Origin of the sequence: Streptomyces flavalbus (genome assembly GCF_042674625.1) — a bacterium.
Taxonomy (GTDB): Bacteria; Actinomycetota; Actinomycetes; order Streptomycetales; family Streptomycetaceae; genus Streptomyces; species Streptomyces flavalbus.
Genome location: NZ_JBHTEB010000001.1, coordinates 4,841,092 through 4,857,788 on the forward strand (window position 1 = coordinate 4,841,092; position 16,697 = coordinate 4,857,788).

Annotated in this window: 11 protein-coding genes and 1 riboswitch; of the genes, 7 read left to right on the forward strand and 4 right to left on the reverse strand. The window is 73.2% G+C overall.

The features are described from left to right. Positions 1-5: 5 nt before the first annotated feature. Positions 6-177: riboswitch (cyclic di-AMP (ydaO/yuaA leader) on the reverse strand. 254 nt (positions 178-431) lie between these two features. After that, on the forward strand, positions 432-2,882 hold the full coding sequence (pcrA, locus tag ACFQZ6_RS21955) for a DNA helicase PcrA (protein ID WP_381611659.1): 2,451 nt from the start codon (positions 432-434) through the stop codon (positions 2,880-2,882). Between the two features lie 132 nt (positions 2,883-3,014). On the opposite strand, the gene ACFQZ6_RS21960 is transcribed toward pcrA, so the two are convergent. Continuing rightward, entirely contained in the window at positions 3,015-4,571 is a 1,557-nt protein-coding gene (locus tag ACFQZ6_RS21960) for a M23 family metallopeptidase (protein ID WP_381611661.1), read from the reverse strand. 212 nt (positions 4,572-4,783) lie between these two features. Then, the gene (locus ACFQZ6_RS21965; RefSeq protein WP_381611662.1) at positions 4,784-5,695 is read right to left on the reverse strand and encodes an esterase/lipase family protein; all 912 of its coding nucleotides are present in this window, start codon (positions 5,693-5,695) and stop codon (positions 4,784-4,786) included. A gap of 454 nt (positions 5,696-6,149) precedes the next feature. Between ACFQZ6_RS21965 and ACFQZ6_RS21970 the strand changes: the two genes are divergently transcribed. After that, positions 6,150-6,566: a cobalamin B12-binding domain-containing protein gene (locus ACFQZ6_RS21970; protein WP_381611664.1), complete on the forward strand. Its 417-nt coding sequence runs from the start codon at positions 6,150-6,152 to the stop codon at positions 6,564-6,566. A gap of 151 nt (positions 6,567-6,717) precedes the next feature. On the opposite strand, the gene ACFQZ6_RS21975 is transcribed toward ACFQZ6_RS21970, so the two are convergent. Together ACFQZ6_RS21975 and ACFQZ6_RS21980 are read right to left on the reverse strand one after the other, a co-directional pair. After that, positions 6,718-8,445, reverse strand: a complete 1,728-nt coding sequence (locus tag ACFQZ6_RS21975) for a DUF5691 domain-containing protein (protein ID WP_381611666.1) — start codon at positions 8,443-8,445, stop codon at positions 6,718-6,720. Between the two features lie 121 nt (positions 8,446-8,566). Then, positions 8,567-9,922 (reverse strand): SWIM zinc finger family protein, encoded by a 1,356-nt coding sequence (locus ACFQZ6_RS21980; RefSeq protein ID WP_381611668.1) that lies wholly within the window; start codon positions 9,920-9,922, stop codon positions 8,567-8,569. A gap of 132 nt (positions 9,923-10,054) precedes the next feature. Here ACFQZ6_RS21980 and ACFQZ6_RS21985 point away from each other — a divergent pair, with 132 nt between their 5' ends. From ACFQZ6_RS21985 to sucC, 5 genes are all read left to right on the forward strand, one after another. Further along, positions 10,055-11,200, forward strand: a complete 1,146-nt coding sequence (locus ACFQZ6_RS21985) for an ATP-binding protein (RefSeq protein ID WP_381611670.1) — start codon at positions 10,055-10,057, stop codon at positions 11,198-11,200. Between the two features lie 72 nt (positions 11,201-11,272). Continuing rightward, on the forward strand, positions 11,273-13,762 hold the full coding sequence (locus tag ACFQZ6_RS21990; RefSeq protein WP_381611672.1) for a DUF5682 family protein: 2,490 nt from the start codon (positions 11,273-11,275) through the stop codon (positions 13,760-13,762). Positions 13,763-13,889: 127 nt separating this feature from the next. Next, positions 13,890-14,024 (forward strand): hypothetical protein, encoded by a 135-nt coding sequence (locus ACFQZ6_RS21995; RefSeq protein WP_381611674.1) that lies wholly within the window; start codon positions 13,890-13,892, stop codon positions 14,022-14,024. Further along, positions 14,021-15,184, forward strand: coding sequence for a VWA domain-containing protein (locus ACFQZ6_RS22000; protein ID WP_381611676.1), 1,164 nt, complete (start codon positions 14,021-14,023; stop codon positions 15,182-15,184). The genes ACFQZ6_RS21995 and ACFQZ6_RS22000 overlap by 4 nt, the downstream gene beginning before the upstream one ends. Positions 15,185-15,491: 307 nt before the next feature. Next, on the forward strand, positions 15,492-16,673 hold the full coding sequence (gene sucC, locus ACFQZ6_RS22005; RefSeq protein WP_381611678.1) for an ADP-forming succinate--CoA ligase subunit beta: 1,182 nt from the start codon (positions 15,492-15,494) through the stop codon (positions 16,671-16,673). Positions 16,674-16,697 lie beyond the last annotated feature (24 nt).

Genomic DNA, 16,697 nt, shown 5'->3' on the forward strand with positions numbered 1-16,697 from the left:
AGGCGACTCCTTCCATGTACCGCCTACCGAGTTAGCTGTCGGGTTCGGGCGGGTGGTTCGGAAGGGTTGCCCTACGGCCACTCCCTCAGGAGGAGTGAGCCGATTCACCCCGGGATCGGTGGGTCCCCGGCTCCGGCCACTGCCACGCGGGCACGCCGGACTCGGCGGAGGCCGCGCGGCCCGGCGACGTTCGCCGGAGGGGGTCGTACGGCCCGCTCGGCACCGTAGCCAACTCGTGTGGCGGCTGTGAAGGTTGGTGGGTGATATGCCCGATACATTTTCGTGACCTTATCCGGAACGTCGCTCACCGTGTCCGGGTGGCAGTGATCCGTGACAGTCATCCCGGGCGGCAGGGGTGCGGGGCGGTGCGGGCGCCGGGTCGGTGGGATCCGGCTCCGGTTGTCAGTGCGGCGCCCTAGACTCGGAGAGCGATGAGCAGCCTCTTTGACGACAGCTTCCTGGCGGACCTCCAGGCCCAGCGCGGCCCCGCGGACGAACCCCCGCCGCCGCCCGAGGACGATCACGTACCGGAGCCGATTCCGGACGATCTGTTCGGCGGGAAGTTCGACGCGCCCCCGGACCGGGACGCCTACTACCGCGACGGCGCCCCGCGCCCCGCGGTGGACACCGCCACCCTGCTGGCGGGGCTGAACGAGAACCAGCGCGCCGCCGTCGTGCACGCGGGCTCCCCGCTGCTCATCGTGGCCGGTGCCGGGTCCGGCAAGACCCGGGTGCTCACCCACCGCATCGCCCACCTGCTGGCCGAGCGGGGCGTCCACCCCGGGCAGATCCTCGCGATCACCTTCACCAACAAGGCCGCGGGCGAGATGAAGGAACGCGTCGAGCAGCTCGTCGGCCCGCGCGCGAACGCGATGTGGGTGATGACGTTCCACAGCGCGTGCGTGCGCATCCTGCGCCGCGAGAGCAAGCGGCTCGGCTTCACCTCGTCCTTCTCGATCTACGACGCCGCCGACTCCAAGCGCCTGATGGCCCTGGTCTGCCGCGACCTGGACCTCGACCCGAAGCGGTTCCCGCCCAAGTCCTTCAGCGCCAAGATCAGCAACCTGAAGAACGAGCTGATCGACGAGGAGGACTTCGCCGCCCAGGCCGCCGACGGCTTCGAGAAGACCCTCGCCCAGGCGTACGCGCTGTACCAGTCGCGGCTGCGCGAGGCGAACGCCCTCGACTTCGACGACCTGATCATGACGACGGTCAACCTGCTGCGCGCCTTCCCGGACGTCGCGGAGCACTACCGCCGCCGTTTCCGGCACGTCCTGGTCGACGAGTACCAGGACACCAACCACGCGCAGTACGCCCTCGTCCGCGAACTCGTCGGCCCGTCCGGCGAGGGAGAGGACCCGGCCGAGCTGTGCGTCGTCGGTGACGCCGACCAGTCGATCTACGCCTTCCGCGGCGCGACCATCCGCAACATCCTCCAGTTCGAGGAGGACTACCCCGACGCGACGACGATCCTCCTGGAGCAGAACTACCGCTCCACCCAGACGATCCTCACCGCCGCCAACGCCGTCATCGAGCGCAACGAGTCCCGCCGCCCGAAGAACCTGTGGACCAACGCGGGCGCGGGCGCGCGCATCACCGGCTACGTGGCCGACACCGAGCACGACGAGGCCCAGTTCGTCGCCGACGAGATAGACCGCCTCACCGACGCGGGCGAGGCCAAGGCCGGGGACGTCGCCGTCTTCTACCGGACGAACGCCCAGTCCCGTGTCTTCGAAGAGGTCTTCATCCGCGTCGGCCTGCCCTACAAGGTCGTCGGCGGGGTCCGCTTCTACGAGCGCAAGGAGGTCCGGGACGTCCTCGCCTACCTGCGGGTGCTCGCCAACCCGGAGGACTCCGTCCCGCTGCGCCGCATCCTCAACGTGCCCAAGCGCGGCATCGGTGACCGCGCCGAGGCCATGATCGACGCGCTCTCCCAGCGCGAGAAGATCAGCTTCCCGCAGGCACTGCGCCGCGTCGACGAGGCGTACGGCATGGCCGCGCGGTCCACCAACGCCGTCAAGCGGTTCAACACGCTGATGGAGGACCTCCGTACGATCGTCGAGTCCGGCGCGGGCCCCGCGACCATCCTGGAGGCGGTTCTCGAACGCACCGGCTACCTGGCCGAGCTGCAGGCGTCGACCGACCCGCAGGACGAGACCCGGATCGAGAACCTCCAGGAACTCGCCGCCGTGGCCATGGAGTTCGAGCAGGAGCGTGGCGAAGGGGAGTCCGGCACGCTGGCCGACTTCCTGGAGCAGGTCGCGCTGGTCGCCGACTCCGACCAGATCCCCGACGAGGAGGACGGCGACGGCGTCATCACCCTGATGACCCTGCACACCGCCAAGGGCCTGGAGTTCCCGGTGGTCTTCCTCACCGGCATGGAGGACGGCGTCTTCCCGCACATGCGCGCCCTCGGCCAGACCAAGGAGCTGGAGGAGGAGCGCCGCCTCGCCTACGTCGGCATCACCCGCGCCCGCGAGCGGCTCTACCTCACCCGGTCCGCGATGCGCAGCGCCTGGGGCCAGCCGCAGTACAACCCGCCCTCCCGCTTCCTGGAGGAGATCCCCGGCGAGCACGTCGACTGGAAGCGCACCGGCGGCTCCGCGGCGCCCGCGGGCCCCGTCTCGGGCGTGGCGGCGTCCCTGTCGTCGTCGCGCTCCCGGTCCTCGGCCTCGGGGGCGTCCGGGTTCGCCACCCGCAGGACCGACGAGAAGCCGGTGGTCGCGCTGGCGGTCGGGGACCGCGTCACCCACGACCAGTTCGGGCTCGGCACGGTGACGGCGGTGAAGGGCACGGGTGCCAACGCCGAGGCGACGATCGACTTCGGAGACGCCAAGCCGAAGCGGCTGCTGCTGCGGTACGCGCCGGTGGAGAAGCTGTAGGGAGCGCGCGGGCCCACGGGGGCGGGCCCTCGCCGTACGGTGGGCCCCCGCCATGTGGCGGGACCTCGTCGTGTGGCGGGACCTCGTCGTGCGCGGCGGGGCCCGGCTGGAAGAACCGTTACGGCTGACGCGTTACGACGGGTCCAGGCCATGGCTGCGCAGCCAGGCCAGCGGGTCGATGGACGAGCCGCCACCGGGCCGGACCTCGAAGTGCAGGTGCGGACCGGTGGAGTTGCCGGAGTTGCCGGAGAACGCGATCGCGTCGCCCGCCTTGACCGTCGTACCGGAGGGCACCTGGTAGCTGGAGAGGTGGCAGTACCACGTCTCCGTGCCGTCCATCGCGGTCACGATCATCATGTTGCCGTAGGCGGTGTTGTACTCGGTGCGCACGGTGCCGTCGGTCGCGGCCATCACCGTGGTGCCGTAGGAGACGGGGAAGTCGATGCCGGTGTGCACGGACATCCAGTTGATGCCCGCCTGGCCGTAGTAGGCGCTCAGGCCGTGCGCCGCGACCGGCAGGGCGAACTTCGGGCGCAGCCGCTCCTTACGGGCCGCCTCGGCCGCCGCCCGCTTCTGCTCGGCCTCCTGTTCCGCCTTGAGGTCGATGCGCTCCTGGGTACGGCTGACCCGGTCACCGAAGTCGTTCGCCTCGGCGGTGAGGGACTCGAGCTGGGTGGCGAGCTTGTCGTTGGCGGCGGCGGGTTTGGCCGCCGGTGCGTCCGCGGCGGTCGCGGGCGCCTCCTGCTCGTCCTCGCTGAACCCGCCGACCGAGGCGGCGGCGATCCCCGCGACGCCCATCACGCACGCCGACGGCACGGCGACGGTCAGCAGCGCGGAGCGCTTGGCGGGCTGGCGGCGGCGGGAACGGGACGCGCGGGCCGCGGCACGGGTGGCGGGGGCCGGCGCGCGTTCTTCCTGATCGTCGAGGAGCGGCTCGGCCACGGTCTCCACCAGCGGCTCTACGGCGGGCAGTTCGCCGGTGCGGCTCAACTCGGGTTCGTCGGAGGTGCTGTCCGGGTCGGCGGCGGGCGCCCCGGTATCAGGGAAGCCCTCGTGGTCGGCGGCCTGCCGCTGACCGTAGGGGTCGTGCTCGGTCTGCCGCGCGTAGTCGTGCGGGTAGCCGTGCTCGTCGTGGCCGGTGCCGTCGGTGTTCCACTGCGTGGCGTCGTACGCGCCGGTGTCGAAGGTCTGCGTGCCCCAGTCCCACTGCTGGGTCTGGTCGGGCGCCGGGACCGTGGACTGGTCGGGCTGGAGCCAGGCGCTCGCGTCCCACTGGCCGCTGGTGTCGTTGCCCGTGGCCTGGTGGGGGATACCGGCGAGCTGCTGGTGGTCGGCCGTCCAGGCGGTGGTGTCGTGGGCGCCGGTGTCGTAGGCGGCCTGGTGCTGGGCCGCGTACGGGTCGTAGTTCGGCGTCTGGTGGCCGCCGGTGGCCCACTGGGTGGTGTCGTACGCGCCGGTGGCCTGGCCGTGGTCCGGGAGCGCCCCGAAGAGGGGGTCGGCGGAGAAGGCGGCGGTGGTGTGGGCGGTGGCGCCGTAACCGCCGTCAAAACCAGTGGCGTTGGGGTCGCCGTACGTGGTGAAGTCACCGTACTGGGCTTCCTGACCGCCGTAGGGCGCGTAGTGCGCGGAGGCGGCGTCGGAAGCCGGAGCCGGGGACGTCATGGTCCCCGACGGGTGACGATCGTTCACCAACTTCTCTTTCGCCTCGACAACAGGGGCTGCCAGAGCAGTGCGGCGACTGTACCCGGCGGTACGCGGGCACGACAATCTTCGGCAGGTTTCACGCGCGCAGGAAACGGGCATTCGGCCGCCTTTTGGCGGTCGGCAGGCGCAGGCTTGGCCTTGTGTTCGAAGGTTGTTCGAGTTTTGGTCGCTGTCTCTGGCCGCCTCCGCGGCCGTTCTCACGCCAGGCGCAGACCGCCCGCGCCCGTGGCGCGGCTACCGGGCCGGGTGGGCGCCGAGCCTTCCGCGGACGTGTCGTCGAGGGCCTGCCGTATCCGGGCCGCCACCGCGGGGTGGACCGGCAGGGCGAGGTGTCCGATGCCGGTGACCTGCACGTTCTGCGTGGGCAGATCGGGGTGGTCGAGGCGGGCCGCCTCCACCGGGTTCATCAAGTGGTCCAGATCACTCCAGAAACAGATGAATTGCGTACGGCAGTCAGGGGCGGGCTGGGACAGCTCCTTGAGCAACGCCGAACCGGGGCGCATCTGGCGCACGATGGGGTGTGCGTTCGCCACGGGCGCGACCCGTGTGCCGGAGTGCGGGGTGCCGAGGGTGACGAGGGTGCGTACGCGCGTGTCGCCGCCGAGCCGTTGCACGTAGTAGCGCGCTATCAGTCCGCCCAGGCTGTGCCCCACGACGTCGACCCGGTCGCTGCCGGTGCGTCGGCAGATCTCCTCTATGTGCCGACCGAGCAGCGCGGCGGCGGTGCGCACGTCGCAGGTCAGCGGGGAGTAGTTGAGTGACTCCACCTGCTGCCCGTGCCGGGCGAGGGAGCGGCGCAGCAGGACGAAGACCGAGCGGTTGTCGATGAACCCGTGCAGCAGCACGACCGGGGGCCGCGCCCGCGTCGGCAGCGGTGCCGCGCCGTCCGGCGGGAGTCCGGTGTCCTCCGAGCGGCGTTCCTGGATGATGCCGGAGGGATAGAGGAGGAGATGGCCCGCGAGGATCGCGACTTCGAGCGCCGTCGCCTTCAGCAGCGCCAGGGGGAGTCCCGCCAGGCGGCCGACAGCGGGAAGTGCGGAAAGCGCGGGAAGTGCGGGAAGTGCGGGAAAGGGGAGCAAGCGGATGGGCAGCAGCCCGGTGACCTTCATGGCCGACCTCCTGTCGGCACGCCGGAGGGCGGCCCTGTCCCCCGTGTGCCCTGGTTGGGAAGCCGGGTCGAGGTGCGTGACGGTGCGTGGATGTGCGATGCCGCACCCCCGTGGCGCGCGGCCTGCGGTGCGGGGGTGCGGCAACCTCGTAGCGGCTCCCGTGGCGCGTGTTCCGCCGGTCGCCGCGGCCCGGTGGCCGCGGGGGTACGCGGCGTGTGGGCCGCGGAGACTCGGAACGGTGCGCGGCGAACGTGTCCCACCGTGTGATTTCCCCCTCGCTCCGCACCGCGAAACTGCCGGTTGCGGGATGCTGGCGATAACGTTCGTTCACTTCCCCGTCCGACGTGGTGCGGGGCTCCGCCGTGAATGAGTGGTATGCGCCACATGTACGACATGCGCGATGTGTGCGGTACTTGTCGGGTACGGAGGATGTAGTCGCTTCATGGAGGCAGTGATGGGTGTGGCAGCCGGTCCGATCCGCGTGGTGGTGGCCAAGCCGGGGCTCGACGGCCACGATCGCGGGGCCAAGGTCATCGCACGGGCGCTGCGGGACGCCGGTATGGAGGTCATCTACACCGGCCTCCACCAGACTCCCGAGCAGATCGTCGACACCGCGATCCAGGAGGACGCCGACGCGATCGGGCTGTCCATCCTCTCCGGTGCGCACAACACGCTCTTCGCCGCGGTGATCGACCTCCTCAAGGAGCGCGACGCCGAGGACATCCTGGTCTTCGGCGGCGGCATCATCCCCGAGGGGGACATCGCGCCGCTGAAGGAGAAGGGCGTCGCGGAGATCTTCACCCCGGGCGCGACGACGGCGTCGATCGTGGACTGGGTACGGGCCAACGTGCGGCAGCCCGCGGGGGCGTAGGGAGCGAAGGGGGCGGTGCGGTGGCCCCCCACGTTGGCGGGGGCGTCGGTTCGGTCCGTGTGGTGTCGTACGGCGGGCTGGATGCGTGGCCTCGTCCGGTGGTCCGGGCGTGCGGTGTCGTCCGGCGGCCCGGGTGCGCTGGCGGCGGTCGCTACGCCCCCAGCTCCGCCAGCATCGTCCCGCGCAGCCGCAAGGTCGTGACCAGGCGCTGGAACGCCTCCGCCCAGTAGCCGCCCGCCCCCGGTGACGCGTCCTCCGGTTCCTCCGGCACGGCCAGCAGGCCGTCCAGCCGGGTCGCCTCGGACGGGTCGAGGCAGCGCTCGGCCAGCCCCATCACCCCGCTGAAACTCCATGGGTAACTCCCCGCGTCGCGCGCGATGTTGAGGGCGTCCACCACCGCCCGGCCCAGCGGCGGCGACCACGGCACCCCGCACACGCCGAGCAGTTGGAACGCCTCCGACAGACCGTGTGCCGCGATGAACCCGGCCACCCAGTCCGCCCGTTCCTCCGCGCCGAGCGTGCCGAGCAGCTTGGCGCGCTCGGCCAGGGACACCGCCCCGGGCCCGCCCGCCTCCGGTGCCGCGGGTGTGCCGAGCAGCGCCCGCGACCACTCGGCGTTCCGCTGCCGCACGGCCGCCCGGCACCAGGCCGCGTGCAGTTCGGCCCGCCAGTCGTCCGCCACCGGCATCGCCACGATCTCCCGTGCCGTACGCCCGCCCAGCCGCCGCGGCCAGCTCTCGAGCGGGGCCGCCTCCACCAACTGACCGAGCCACCACGACCGTTCGCCCCGGCCCGTCGGGGCCTTGGCGACCACGCCGTCCCGCTCCATGCCCGCGTCGCACTCGTGCGGGGCCTCCACGGAGATGACCGGGCCGTCGCCGGTGTGGTCGAGGGCCACGCACGCCCCCGCCCGGACCGCCATCCGGGCCGCCAGCGCCGAACCGGGCAGCGCCGACAGCAGCTCCGCCGCCGTGGCCCGCACGTTCCGACTGCGGTCGGCGAGTGCCTGCTCCAGGAACGGCTCGTCCTCGGCACCGAGGCCGGTGCGCAGCGAGTCGAGGAACATCAGCCGGTCCTCGGCCCGCTCCGTCGCCCACGTCGACGCCAGCAACTCCCGCGCGGCGGCGGGTTCCCGGGCGCGTATCGCGGCGAGGAGGGCGACCCGTTCCGCGAACAGGCCCTCCTGCCACACCCGTTCCACCCCGTCCGCGTCGGCCAGGTGCGGCAGGGGGGCGCCCCCACCGGGCGTGGCGCGCAGGGCGAACCGCCAGTCCGTGTTGAGCCGGGCCAGCCACAGGGCCCGCGGCCCCGCGAACGTCAGCACCGCGGGGCGCAGGTCCGTACGGCCCCTGGCCGCGTCCAGCAGCGCGGGCAGCGCCTCGGGCGGCGCGGCGAAGCCGCGGGCGTTGGCCGCCGCGAGCCACTGCGGCAGCAGCTCCATGAGGTCGGGCGCCGTGCCCCGACGCCCCCCACCGCCCGCACCCGGTCTGTCGGCGAGCAGCATCGCCAGCCTGCGGGCCGCCGCCTCGGGCAGCGGCGTACGGGTCTCCTCCGGGGCCGGTGCGAGCCGGGTGGCCGCCCGCGCGGGCCGCAGCCCCGCCCGCCGCCGTACGGTCTCCAGGGCCGCCGCGTCCAGCAGCGCCACCGGCGCCTCCCGGCCGGGGGCGGTACCGGGCGGGGTGCGGCGCTCGGTGCCGAGCAGCGCGGCGGTGACGAGTTCCTCCCAGGGGGCACCCGACGCGGGCGGCTCCGTGGGAGCGGCGGGCGTGGTTGCAGGCGTCTTGGTCGCGGAGGTTCTGGTTGCCGGGGTCGTGGTCACGGAGGTCCTGGTCGCAGGGGGCGTCGTCACGGAGGCCTTGGTCGCAGGCGTCTTGGTCATGGGGATCCTGGTCACAAGGGGCCTTTCCGTGGGTGGGCGGTCTGGTGGGTCCGGCTCGCCCCCGGGTGTCGCGCGGGGCGGCCCGCTGGGAGCAGGATGTGGTGGCGCGCGGGGTGGACGGTCAGCACAGCGGGACCGCCGCTCCCGCGCCATGGGGCCAGGCCGTCAACGGGGTGAAGCCCTGGTGGCCGCACTCGCCGAAGACCTTGACGGGGGCGCCGCCGGACAGGGCGACCAGCCGCCACAGACCCGGCCGCGAGCGTGCGACGGGGGTGAGCGGGAGGGCCGCGTCCTCGTCGGCGTCCGCGAGTTGCCAGGAGTCGCCGTCCGGGGCAGGTATGACCCGGTCCAGCGTCACCGGAACGGAGTCCAGCCAGGGATCGGCGCGCAGCGCCTCGCCGTACCGCGTGGCCGCCTCCGCCGTCGACACCCCGGGCGGACGTATCGCCACCGGCGCGGGCGGGGCGAACTGCTCGCCCAGGGCCGCCCGCACCTGCCCGGCGCCCGGATAGGGGGACACCTCCGCCTCCAGCGCGAGCCCCACCGGCAGCGCCAGCTCCGGCGCGCGGCCCGCCGCGCCATAAGAGAGGAGCAGCGCCGTACGACCGGAGTCGGCGCCGTACAGCCAGACGCGGCGGGTGGTCAGCTTGCTGTCCGCCGTGTCGTACTGGGCGAGGACCAGCCAGCGGTCGCGCACCGGCGGACCCTCCGCCGAGGCGGGCAGACCGACGCGGGAGCGCACTGTCGCCGCGAGGTCCTCGGGCAGCCGCTCCCGGCGCAGCCAGCCCTGGTCCAGGAGGTGGAGCAGCGCGCACTCCTCCAGCAACCGCACCGGCCAGCCCGGCCCGGTGCCCGGTATCGCCCCCAACTCCCGCACCCGGGCCGCCAGGCCGGACGCCTGGGCGTCGACCATGCGGGCCGCGGTCTCCTCCCACAGCCCGTACCCCGCCTGCTCGGCCGCGGCCAGTCCGCCGCGCAGCAGGTCGGCCAGGCGCTGCTCCAACTCCGTGGCGCCCGCGGTGATCCGCGCCGCCCGGCGCTCCGCCCGGCGCCGCGCCGCCTCCGGGTCAGCCTGACCCGACGCGGAACCCCCGGCGCCCGCCGCCTTCTTGTCCTCCGCGCGCTTCCTTCTGCCCGCCAGCCACTGCTCCGCCCAGTCCGGCGGCTCCGCGCCCGGCACCGCGCCGTCGCCGCCCGCCCAGAGCAGCAGCAGCCCGAGCGCGTGCTTGCACGGGAACTTCCGGCTCGGACAACTGCACTTGTACGCGGGCCCGGAGGCGTCCGCGATGTCGACGACCGTCTGATACGGCTTGCTGCCACTGCCCTTGCACAGGCCCCACACCGTCCCCTCGTCGGTACTCCCCGCCTCGGACCACGGCCCCGCCGCTCCGAGTTTGCTGCCCGCCTTGCGTGACGCGACGTCAGGCGCCAGTGCCAGCACCTGGTCCGCAGTCCAGCGCACCCCCTGCTGAGTCATGCCATCGAAGGTAGATCCCCCCACTGACAATCGGACCGGACAGCGCATCGTCGCAGGTCAGAGCGATTGTCAGTGGGATGGTGCACGGTGGACACCAGATCCGAACCGGCCGAGCTTGAGGGGGCCTCAGCCATGTCTGTGTCCGTTGAACCGACGTCCGTCGAACCAGCAGCCGCGCACCAGCGGGGAGACGAGCCGGGCGAGGCGTTGCGACCGCACGCCGAGCACGCCTTCGCGGCCGAACTCGCCGCGCTGGCCGCGCAGGACGACCGGCCGCGCCCGGCCCGCTGGAAGCTGTCGCCGTGGGCCGTGGCGACGTACCTGCTCGGCGGCACCCTGCCGGACGGCACGGTGATCACACCGAAGTACGTGGGCCCGCGCCGTATCGTCGAGGTCGCCGTCACCACACTCGCCACCGACCGCGCCCTGCTGCTGCTCGGCGTCCCCGGCACCGCCAAGACGTGGGTGTCCGAGCACCTGGCCGCCGCGGTCAGCGGCGACTCCACCCTGCTGGTGCAGGGCACGGCCGGGACACCGGAGGAGGCCATCCGGTACGGCTGGAACTACGCGCAACTGCTCGCCCACGGCCCCAGCCGCGAGGCCCTCGTGCCCAGCCCGGTCATGCGGGCGATGGCGGAGGGGATGACGGCACGGGTCGAGGAGCTGACCCGTATCCCGGCCGACGTACAGGACACGCTGATCACGATCCTGTCGGAGAAGACCCTGCCGATACCGGAGCTGGGGCAGGAGGTGCAGGCGGTCCGCGGCTTCAACCTGATCGCCACCGCCAACGACCGCGACCGCGGCGTCAACGACCTGTCCAGCGCCCTGCGCCGCCGCTTCAACACGGTGGTGCTGCCGCTGCCGGAGAGCGTCGAGGCGGAGGTCGACATCGTCTCGCGGCGCGTCGAGCAGATCGGCCGCTCGCTGGACCTGCCCGCCGTGCCGGACGGCATCGACGAGATCCGCCGCGTCGTCACCGTCTTCCGTGAGCTGCGCGGCGGGGTCACGGCCGACGGGCGGACGAAGGTCAAGTCGCCCAGCGGCACCCTGTCCACCGCCGAGGCCATCTCCGTCGTCACCAACGGACTCGCGCTGGCCACCCACTTCGGCGACGGCGTGCTGCGCTCCGGTGACGTGGCCGCGGGCATCCTCGGCGCCGTCGTCCGCGATCCGGCGGCGGACCGGGTGGTCTGGCAGGAGTACCTGGAGGCGGTCGTCCGCGAGCGGGACGGCTGGAAGGACTTCTACCGGGCCTGCCGGGAGGTGAGCGCATGACCGGCGCGCCGTACGGGGCACGGGGGGACGACGACCTGGGCTGGCCCAAGCCCAAACCCAAAGGGGGACGGTGTGGACGGGGCTGAGGAGAGGACGGGCGGCGGCGGCCCGGCGAGGCCGCTGCTGCTCGGGGTACGGCACCACGGGCCGGGGTCGGCGCGCGCCGTGCGGGCGGCGCTGGCGGCGGCGCGGCCCCGCGTCGTGCTGATCGAGGGGCCGCCCGAGGCCGACGCGTTGATCCCGCTCGCCGCCGACGAGGAGATGCGGCCCCCGGTCGCGCTGCTTGCCCACGCCGTCGACGAACCCGGCCGGTCGGCCTTCTGGCCGCTGGCCCAGTTCTCCCCGGAGTGGGTCGCCATCCGCTGGGCGCTGGAGCACGGCGTCCCGGCCCACTTCATCGACCTCCCGGCGACGCACTCGCTGGCGTGGGAGAGGGGAGGGGCGCCCGAGGAGGGGACGGGCGCCCCCGCCTCCGCCCCCGCCTCCGCCCCCGACGCGGACGCGGACGCGGACACGGAGACAGCGACGGGCGCCCCGGACACGGGCGCCGCCGCGCCCGGCGCGGACACCGGGGACGCCGGACCCCCGGCCGCCGACGTCCGCGTGGACCCCCTCGCCGTGCTTGCCGAGGCCGCCGGTTACGACGACCCGGAGCGCTGGTGGGAGGACGTCGTCGAGCACCGGGGCGTCGGCACGGGGGACGCGTACGCGCCGTTCACCGCGCTGGAGGAGGCGATGGCGGCGCTGCGCGAGACGTACGGCAGCGGCGGCGACGACCGGGACCTGGTGCGCGAGGCCCACATGCGCCTCCAGTTGCGGGCGGCGCGGAAGGAGTTCGGGGAGGACGTCGCCGTGGTGTGCGGGGCGTGGCACGTGCCCGCGCTGCGCCGCAGGACCACCGTCGCCGCGGACCGGGCGCTGCTGAAGGGGCTGCCCAAGGTCAAGACGGACATGACGTGGGTGCCGTGGACGCACCGCAGGCTGGCGCGGGCCAGCGGGTACGGCGCGGGCATCGACTCGCCCGGCTGGTACGGGCACCTGTTCGGGGCGCCGGACCGGCCGGTCGAGCGGTGGCTGACCAAGGTCGCGGGGCTGCTCCGCGAGGAGGACCGGATCGTGTCCTCCGCGCACGTCATCGAGGCGGTGCGGCTGGCGGAGACGCTCGCCGCGATGCGGGGCCGTCCGCTGCCCGGCCTCAGCGAGTCCACGGACGCCGTGCGGGCGGTGATGTGCGAGGGCTCGGACGTGCCGCTGGCGCTGGTGCACGACCGGCTGGTGGTCGGGGACGTGCTGGGGGAGGTGCCGCCGTCGGCGCCCGCGGTGCCGTTGCAGCGGGACCTGACCCGCCTGCAGCGGCGGCTGCGGCTCAAGCCGGAGGCGCTGGAGCGGGAGCTGGAGCTCGACCTGCGCAAGGAGACCGACGGCGAGCGCAGCAGACTGCTGCATCGGCTGCGGCTGCTCGGCGTCGGCTGGGGCGAACCGGCATCCTCGCGGGGCAGCACGGGCACCTTCCGGGAGACCTGGCGGCTGCGCTGGGAGCCCGAGCTGTCCGTGCGGGTCGCTGAGGCGGGGGTGTGGGGGACGACCGTACTGGCCGCAGCGACCGCCAAGGCGGAGGCCGACGCCACCACCGCGCAGGGCCTCGCGGAGGTCACCGGGCTCGCCGAGCAGTGTCTGCTGGCCGACCTGGCGGAGGCGCTGCCCGCGGTGATGCGGGTCCTCGCCGACCGCGCCGCGCTGGACGCGGACGTCGGCCACCTTGCGCAGGCGCTGCCCGCGCTGGTGCGCTCGCTGCGCTACGGCGACGTGCGGGGCACGGGCACGGGGGCGCTGACGGAGGTCGCCGCGGGCCTCGCGGAGCGGGTGTTCGTCGGGCTGCCCCCGGCCTGCGCCGCGCTCGACGCGGACGCCGCCGACGAGATGCGGCGCCATGTCGACGCGGTGCACGGCGCGGTGGGGCTGCTCGGGGACGCCGTGGAGGCGGCGGCCCCGTCCCACGCCGGACTGCGCGGGCGGTGGCACGTCGTGCTGCGGCTGCTGTGCGCGCGGGAGAGCGTGCCCGGCGTGATCCGGGGGCGGGCGGTGCGGCTGCTGCTGGACGACGGGGAGCTGGAGGCGGCCGACGCGGCGCGGCTCATGGGGCTCGCGCTGTCGCCGGGGACGCCACCGGCCGACGCCGCCGCGTGGATCGAGGGGTTCGTCGGCGGAGGCGGCGGCGGGATGCTCCTCGTGCACGACGAACGGCTGCTCGGGCTGATCGACGGCTGGCTGACCGGGGTGACGGCGGAGGCGTTCACGGACGTGCTGCCGCTGCTGCGGCGCACCTTCTCGGCGTACGAACCCGGCGTCCGCCGCACCCTCGGGGAGCTGGTGCGCCGCGCACCCGGCCAGCCGACCCGGGCACGGGCCACGGGCACCGGGATACCGGGCTTCGCACCGGACCTGGACACCGCTCGGGCGGACGCCGTAGTGCCGGTGGTGCGACTGCTCCTGGGGCTGGACGAGGCCGCCGGGGCGACGGGCGGTGGCGAGGAGCACGGGCTCGTGGGGGTGGGGGTATGACGGCCGACGTGGCTGGCGCCGTGCGGACAGGTGCCGTGCGGCCGGTGGCGCGGTTGGCGTGGGCCACGGACGACGGCCCCAGAGCGACGTGTGGTGGCGAGGAGCACGGGCTTGTGGAGGTGGGCGTGTGACGGCGGGTGTGGTCGGCGTCGGGCGGACGGGTGGCGTGCGGCCGGTGGCGCGGCTGGCGTGGGCGAGGGATGAGGCCGCCGGAGTGACGGGCGGCGGCGAGGAGCACGGATTCGTGGAGGTGGGGGTATGACGGCCGACGTGGCTGGCGCCGGGCGGGAGCGGTTGCGGCGGTGGCGGATGGTGCTCGGTGGGGACGCCGCGGACGGCATCGGCTGCGGACTGAGCGGGCGGGACGCGGCGATGGACGGGGCGCTGAGCGCCCTCTACGGCAAGGGTGACAAGCCGCGGACGGGCAAGGACCGGTCGGCGGGGCTCGGGGCGTCGGCGCCGTCCGTGGCGCGCTGGCTGGGGGACATCCGGACGTACTTCCCGTCCTCCGTCGTCCAGGTCATGCAGCGGGACGCGATCGACCGGCTCGGGCTGTCCACGCTGCTGCTTGAGCCGGAGATGCTGGAGGCCGTGGAGGCCGACGTGCACCTCGTCGGCACGCTGCTCTCCCTCAACAAGGCGATGCCCGAGACGACGAAGGAGACGGCCCGCGCCGTGGTGCGCAAGGTCGTCGAGGACCTGGAGAAGCGGCTAGCCACCCGCACCCGGGCCACGCTCACCGGCGCGCTCGACCGCAGCGCCCGCGTCAACCGGCCCCGCCACCACGACATCGACTGGAACCGCACCATCGCGGCCAACCTCAAGCACTACCTGCCCGAGTACGGCACGGTCGTCCCGGAGCGGCTGATCGGGTACGGGCGCGCCTCGCAGTCCGTGAAGAAGGAGGTCGTCCTCTGCATCGACCAGTCGGGGTCGATGGCGGCGTCCGTGGTGTACGCGTCGGTGTTCGGGGCGGTGCTGGCGTCGATGCGGTCGATCAGCACTCGGCTGGTCGTCTTCGACACGGCGGTCGTCGACCTCACCGACCAACTGGACGACCCGGTGGACGTCCTCTTCGGCACCCAGCTCGGCGGCGGCACGGACATCAACCGGGCGCTGGCCTACTGCCAGTCCCAGATCACCCGCCCGGCCGACACGGTCGTGGTGCTCATCAGCGACCTCTACGAGGGCGGCATACGCGACGAGATGCTGAAGCGGGTCGCGGCGATGAAGGCGTCCGGGGTGCAGTTCGTGACGCTGCTCGCGCTCTCCGACGAGGGGGCGCCCGCCTACGACCGCGAGCACGCCGCCGCGCTCGCGGGCCTCGGCGCCCCGGCGTTCGCCTGCACGCCGGACCTCTTCCCGGAGGTGATGGCGGCGGCGATAGAGAAGCGCCCGCTGCCGATACCGGACGTGGCCTAGGGGGGCCCGCGGCGTCCGAGCCGCCGCAGGTCAGGGGCCTCACCGCGGCGCCAGCGGCCCGGTGAGGCGCCTCTCCGGCGGCACGGGGTGACAGTGAGTCCGGCATCATGTGACAGGTATCACCGCTCACGTGTGAGATGCGATTTAGAGAGCTTCGCCGAGCGGGGATAACCTGCGAGACGGACATGCCGCGCCCTCGGACACCGTGTGCGCTTCCCTTGTGACACAGCGGACGTCGTCACGTTGCCCTTCGCGGCACGCCCACGCATCCAACGAACCGCGAGATCACTGATAGGGACGGAAGCGCGTGGACCTGTTCGAGTACCAGGCGAGGGACCTCTTCGCCAAGCACGATGTACCGGTGCTGGCCGGTGAAGTCATCGACACGCCTGAGGCGGCGCGCGAGATCACCGAGCGGCTGGGCGGCAAGTCCGTCGTCAAGGCGCAGGTGAAGGTCGGTGGTCGCGGCAAGGCCGGTGGCGTGAAGCTGGCCGCCAGCGCGGACGAGGCCGTCGCCCGGGCGACGGACATCCTCGGCATGGACATCAAGGGCCACACGGTCCACAAGGTCATGATCGCCGAGACCGCGCCGGAGATCGTCGAGGAGTACTACGTCTCCTTCCTCCTCGACCGTGCCAACCGCACCTTCCTCTCCATCGCCTCCGTCGAGGGCGGCGTGGAGATCGAGGAGGTGGCGGCCACCCGTCCGGAGGCCGTCGCCAAGACGCCGATCGACCCGATCGACGGTGTGGACGAGGCCAAGGCCCGCGAGATCGTCGAGGCCGCGAAGTTCCCGGCCGAGGTCGCGGACAAGGTCGTCAACGTCCTGGTCAGGCTCTGGGACACCTTCATCAAGGAGGACGCCCTCCTGGTCGAGGTGAACCCGCTGGCCAAGGTCGCGGGCGGGGACGTCATCGCCCTCGACGGCAAGGTGTCGCTGGACGACAACGCCGAGTTCCGCCACCCGGACTTCGAGGAGCTCCACGACAAGGCCGCGGCCAACCCGCTGGAGGCCGCCGCCAAGGAGAAGAACCTCAACTACGTCAAGCTCGACGGCGAGGTCGGCATCATCGGCAACGGCGCGGGCCTGGTCATGTCGACCCTGGACGTCGTCGCGTACGCCGGTGAGAAGCACGGCAACGTCAAGCCCGCCAACTTCCTGGACATCGGTGGCGGCGCCTCCGCCCAGGTGATGGCGAACGGCCTGGAGATCATCCTCGGCGACGCGGACGTCAAGTCCGTCTTCGTCAACGTCTTCGGTGGCATCACCGCCTGTGACGAGGTCGCCAACGGCATCGTCCAGGCCCTGAAGCTGCTGGAGGAGCGCGGCGAGGAGGTCACCAAGCCGCTGGTCGTCCGTCTCGACGGCAACAACGCCGAGCTGGGCCGGAAGATCCTCACCGACGCCAACCACCCGCTGGTCCAGCGCGTCGACACCATGGACGGCGCGGCCGACAAGGCCGCCGAGCTGGCCCACGCCGCCAAGTAAGCACTCAGGACGAGGACACCAACA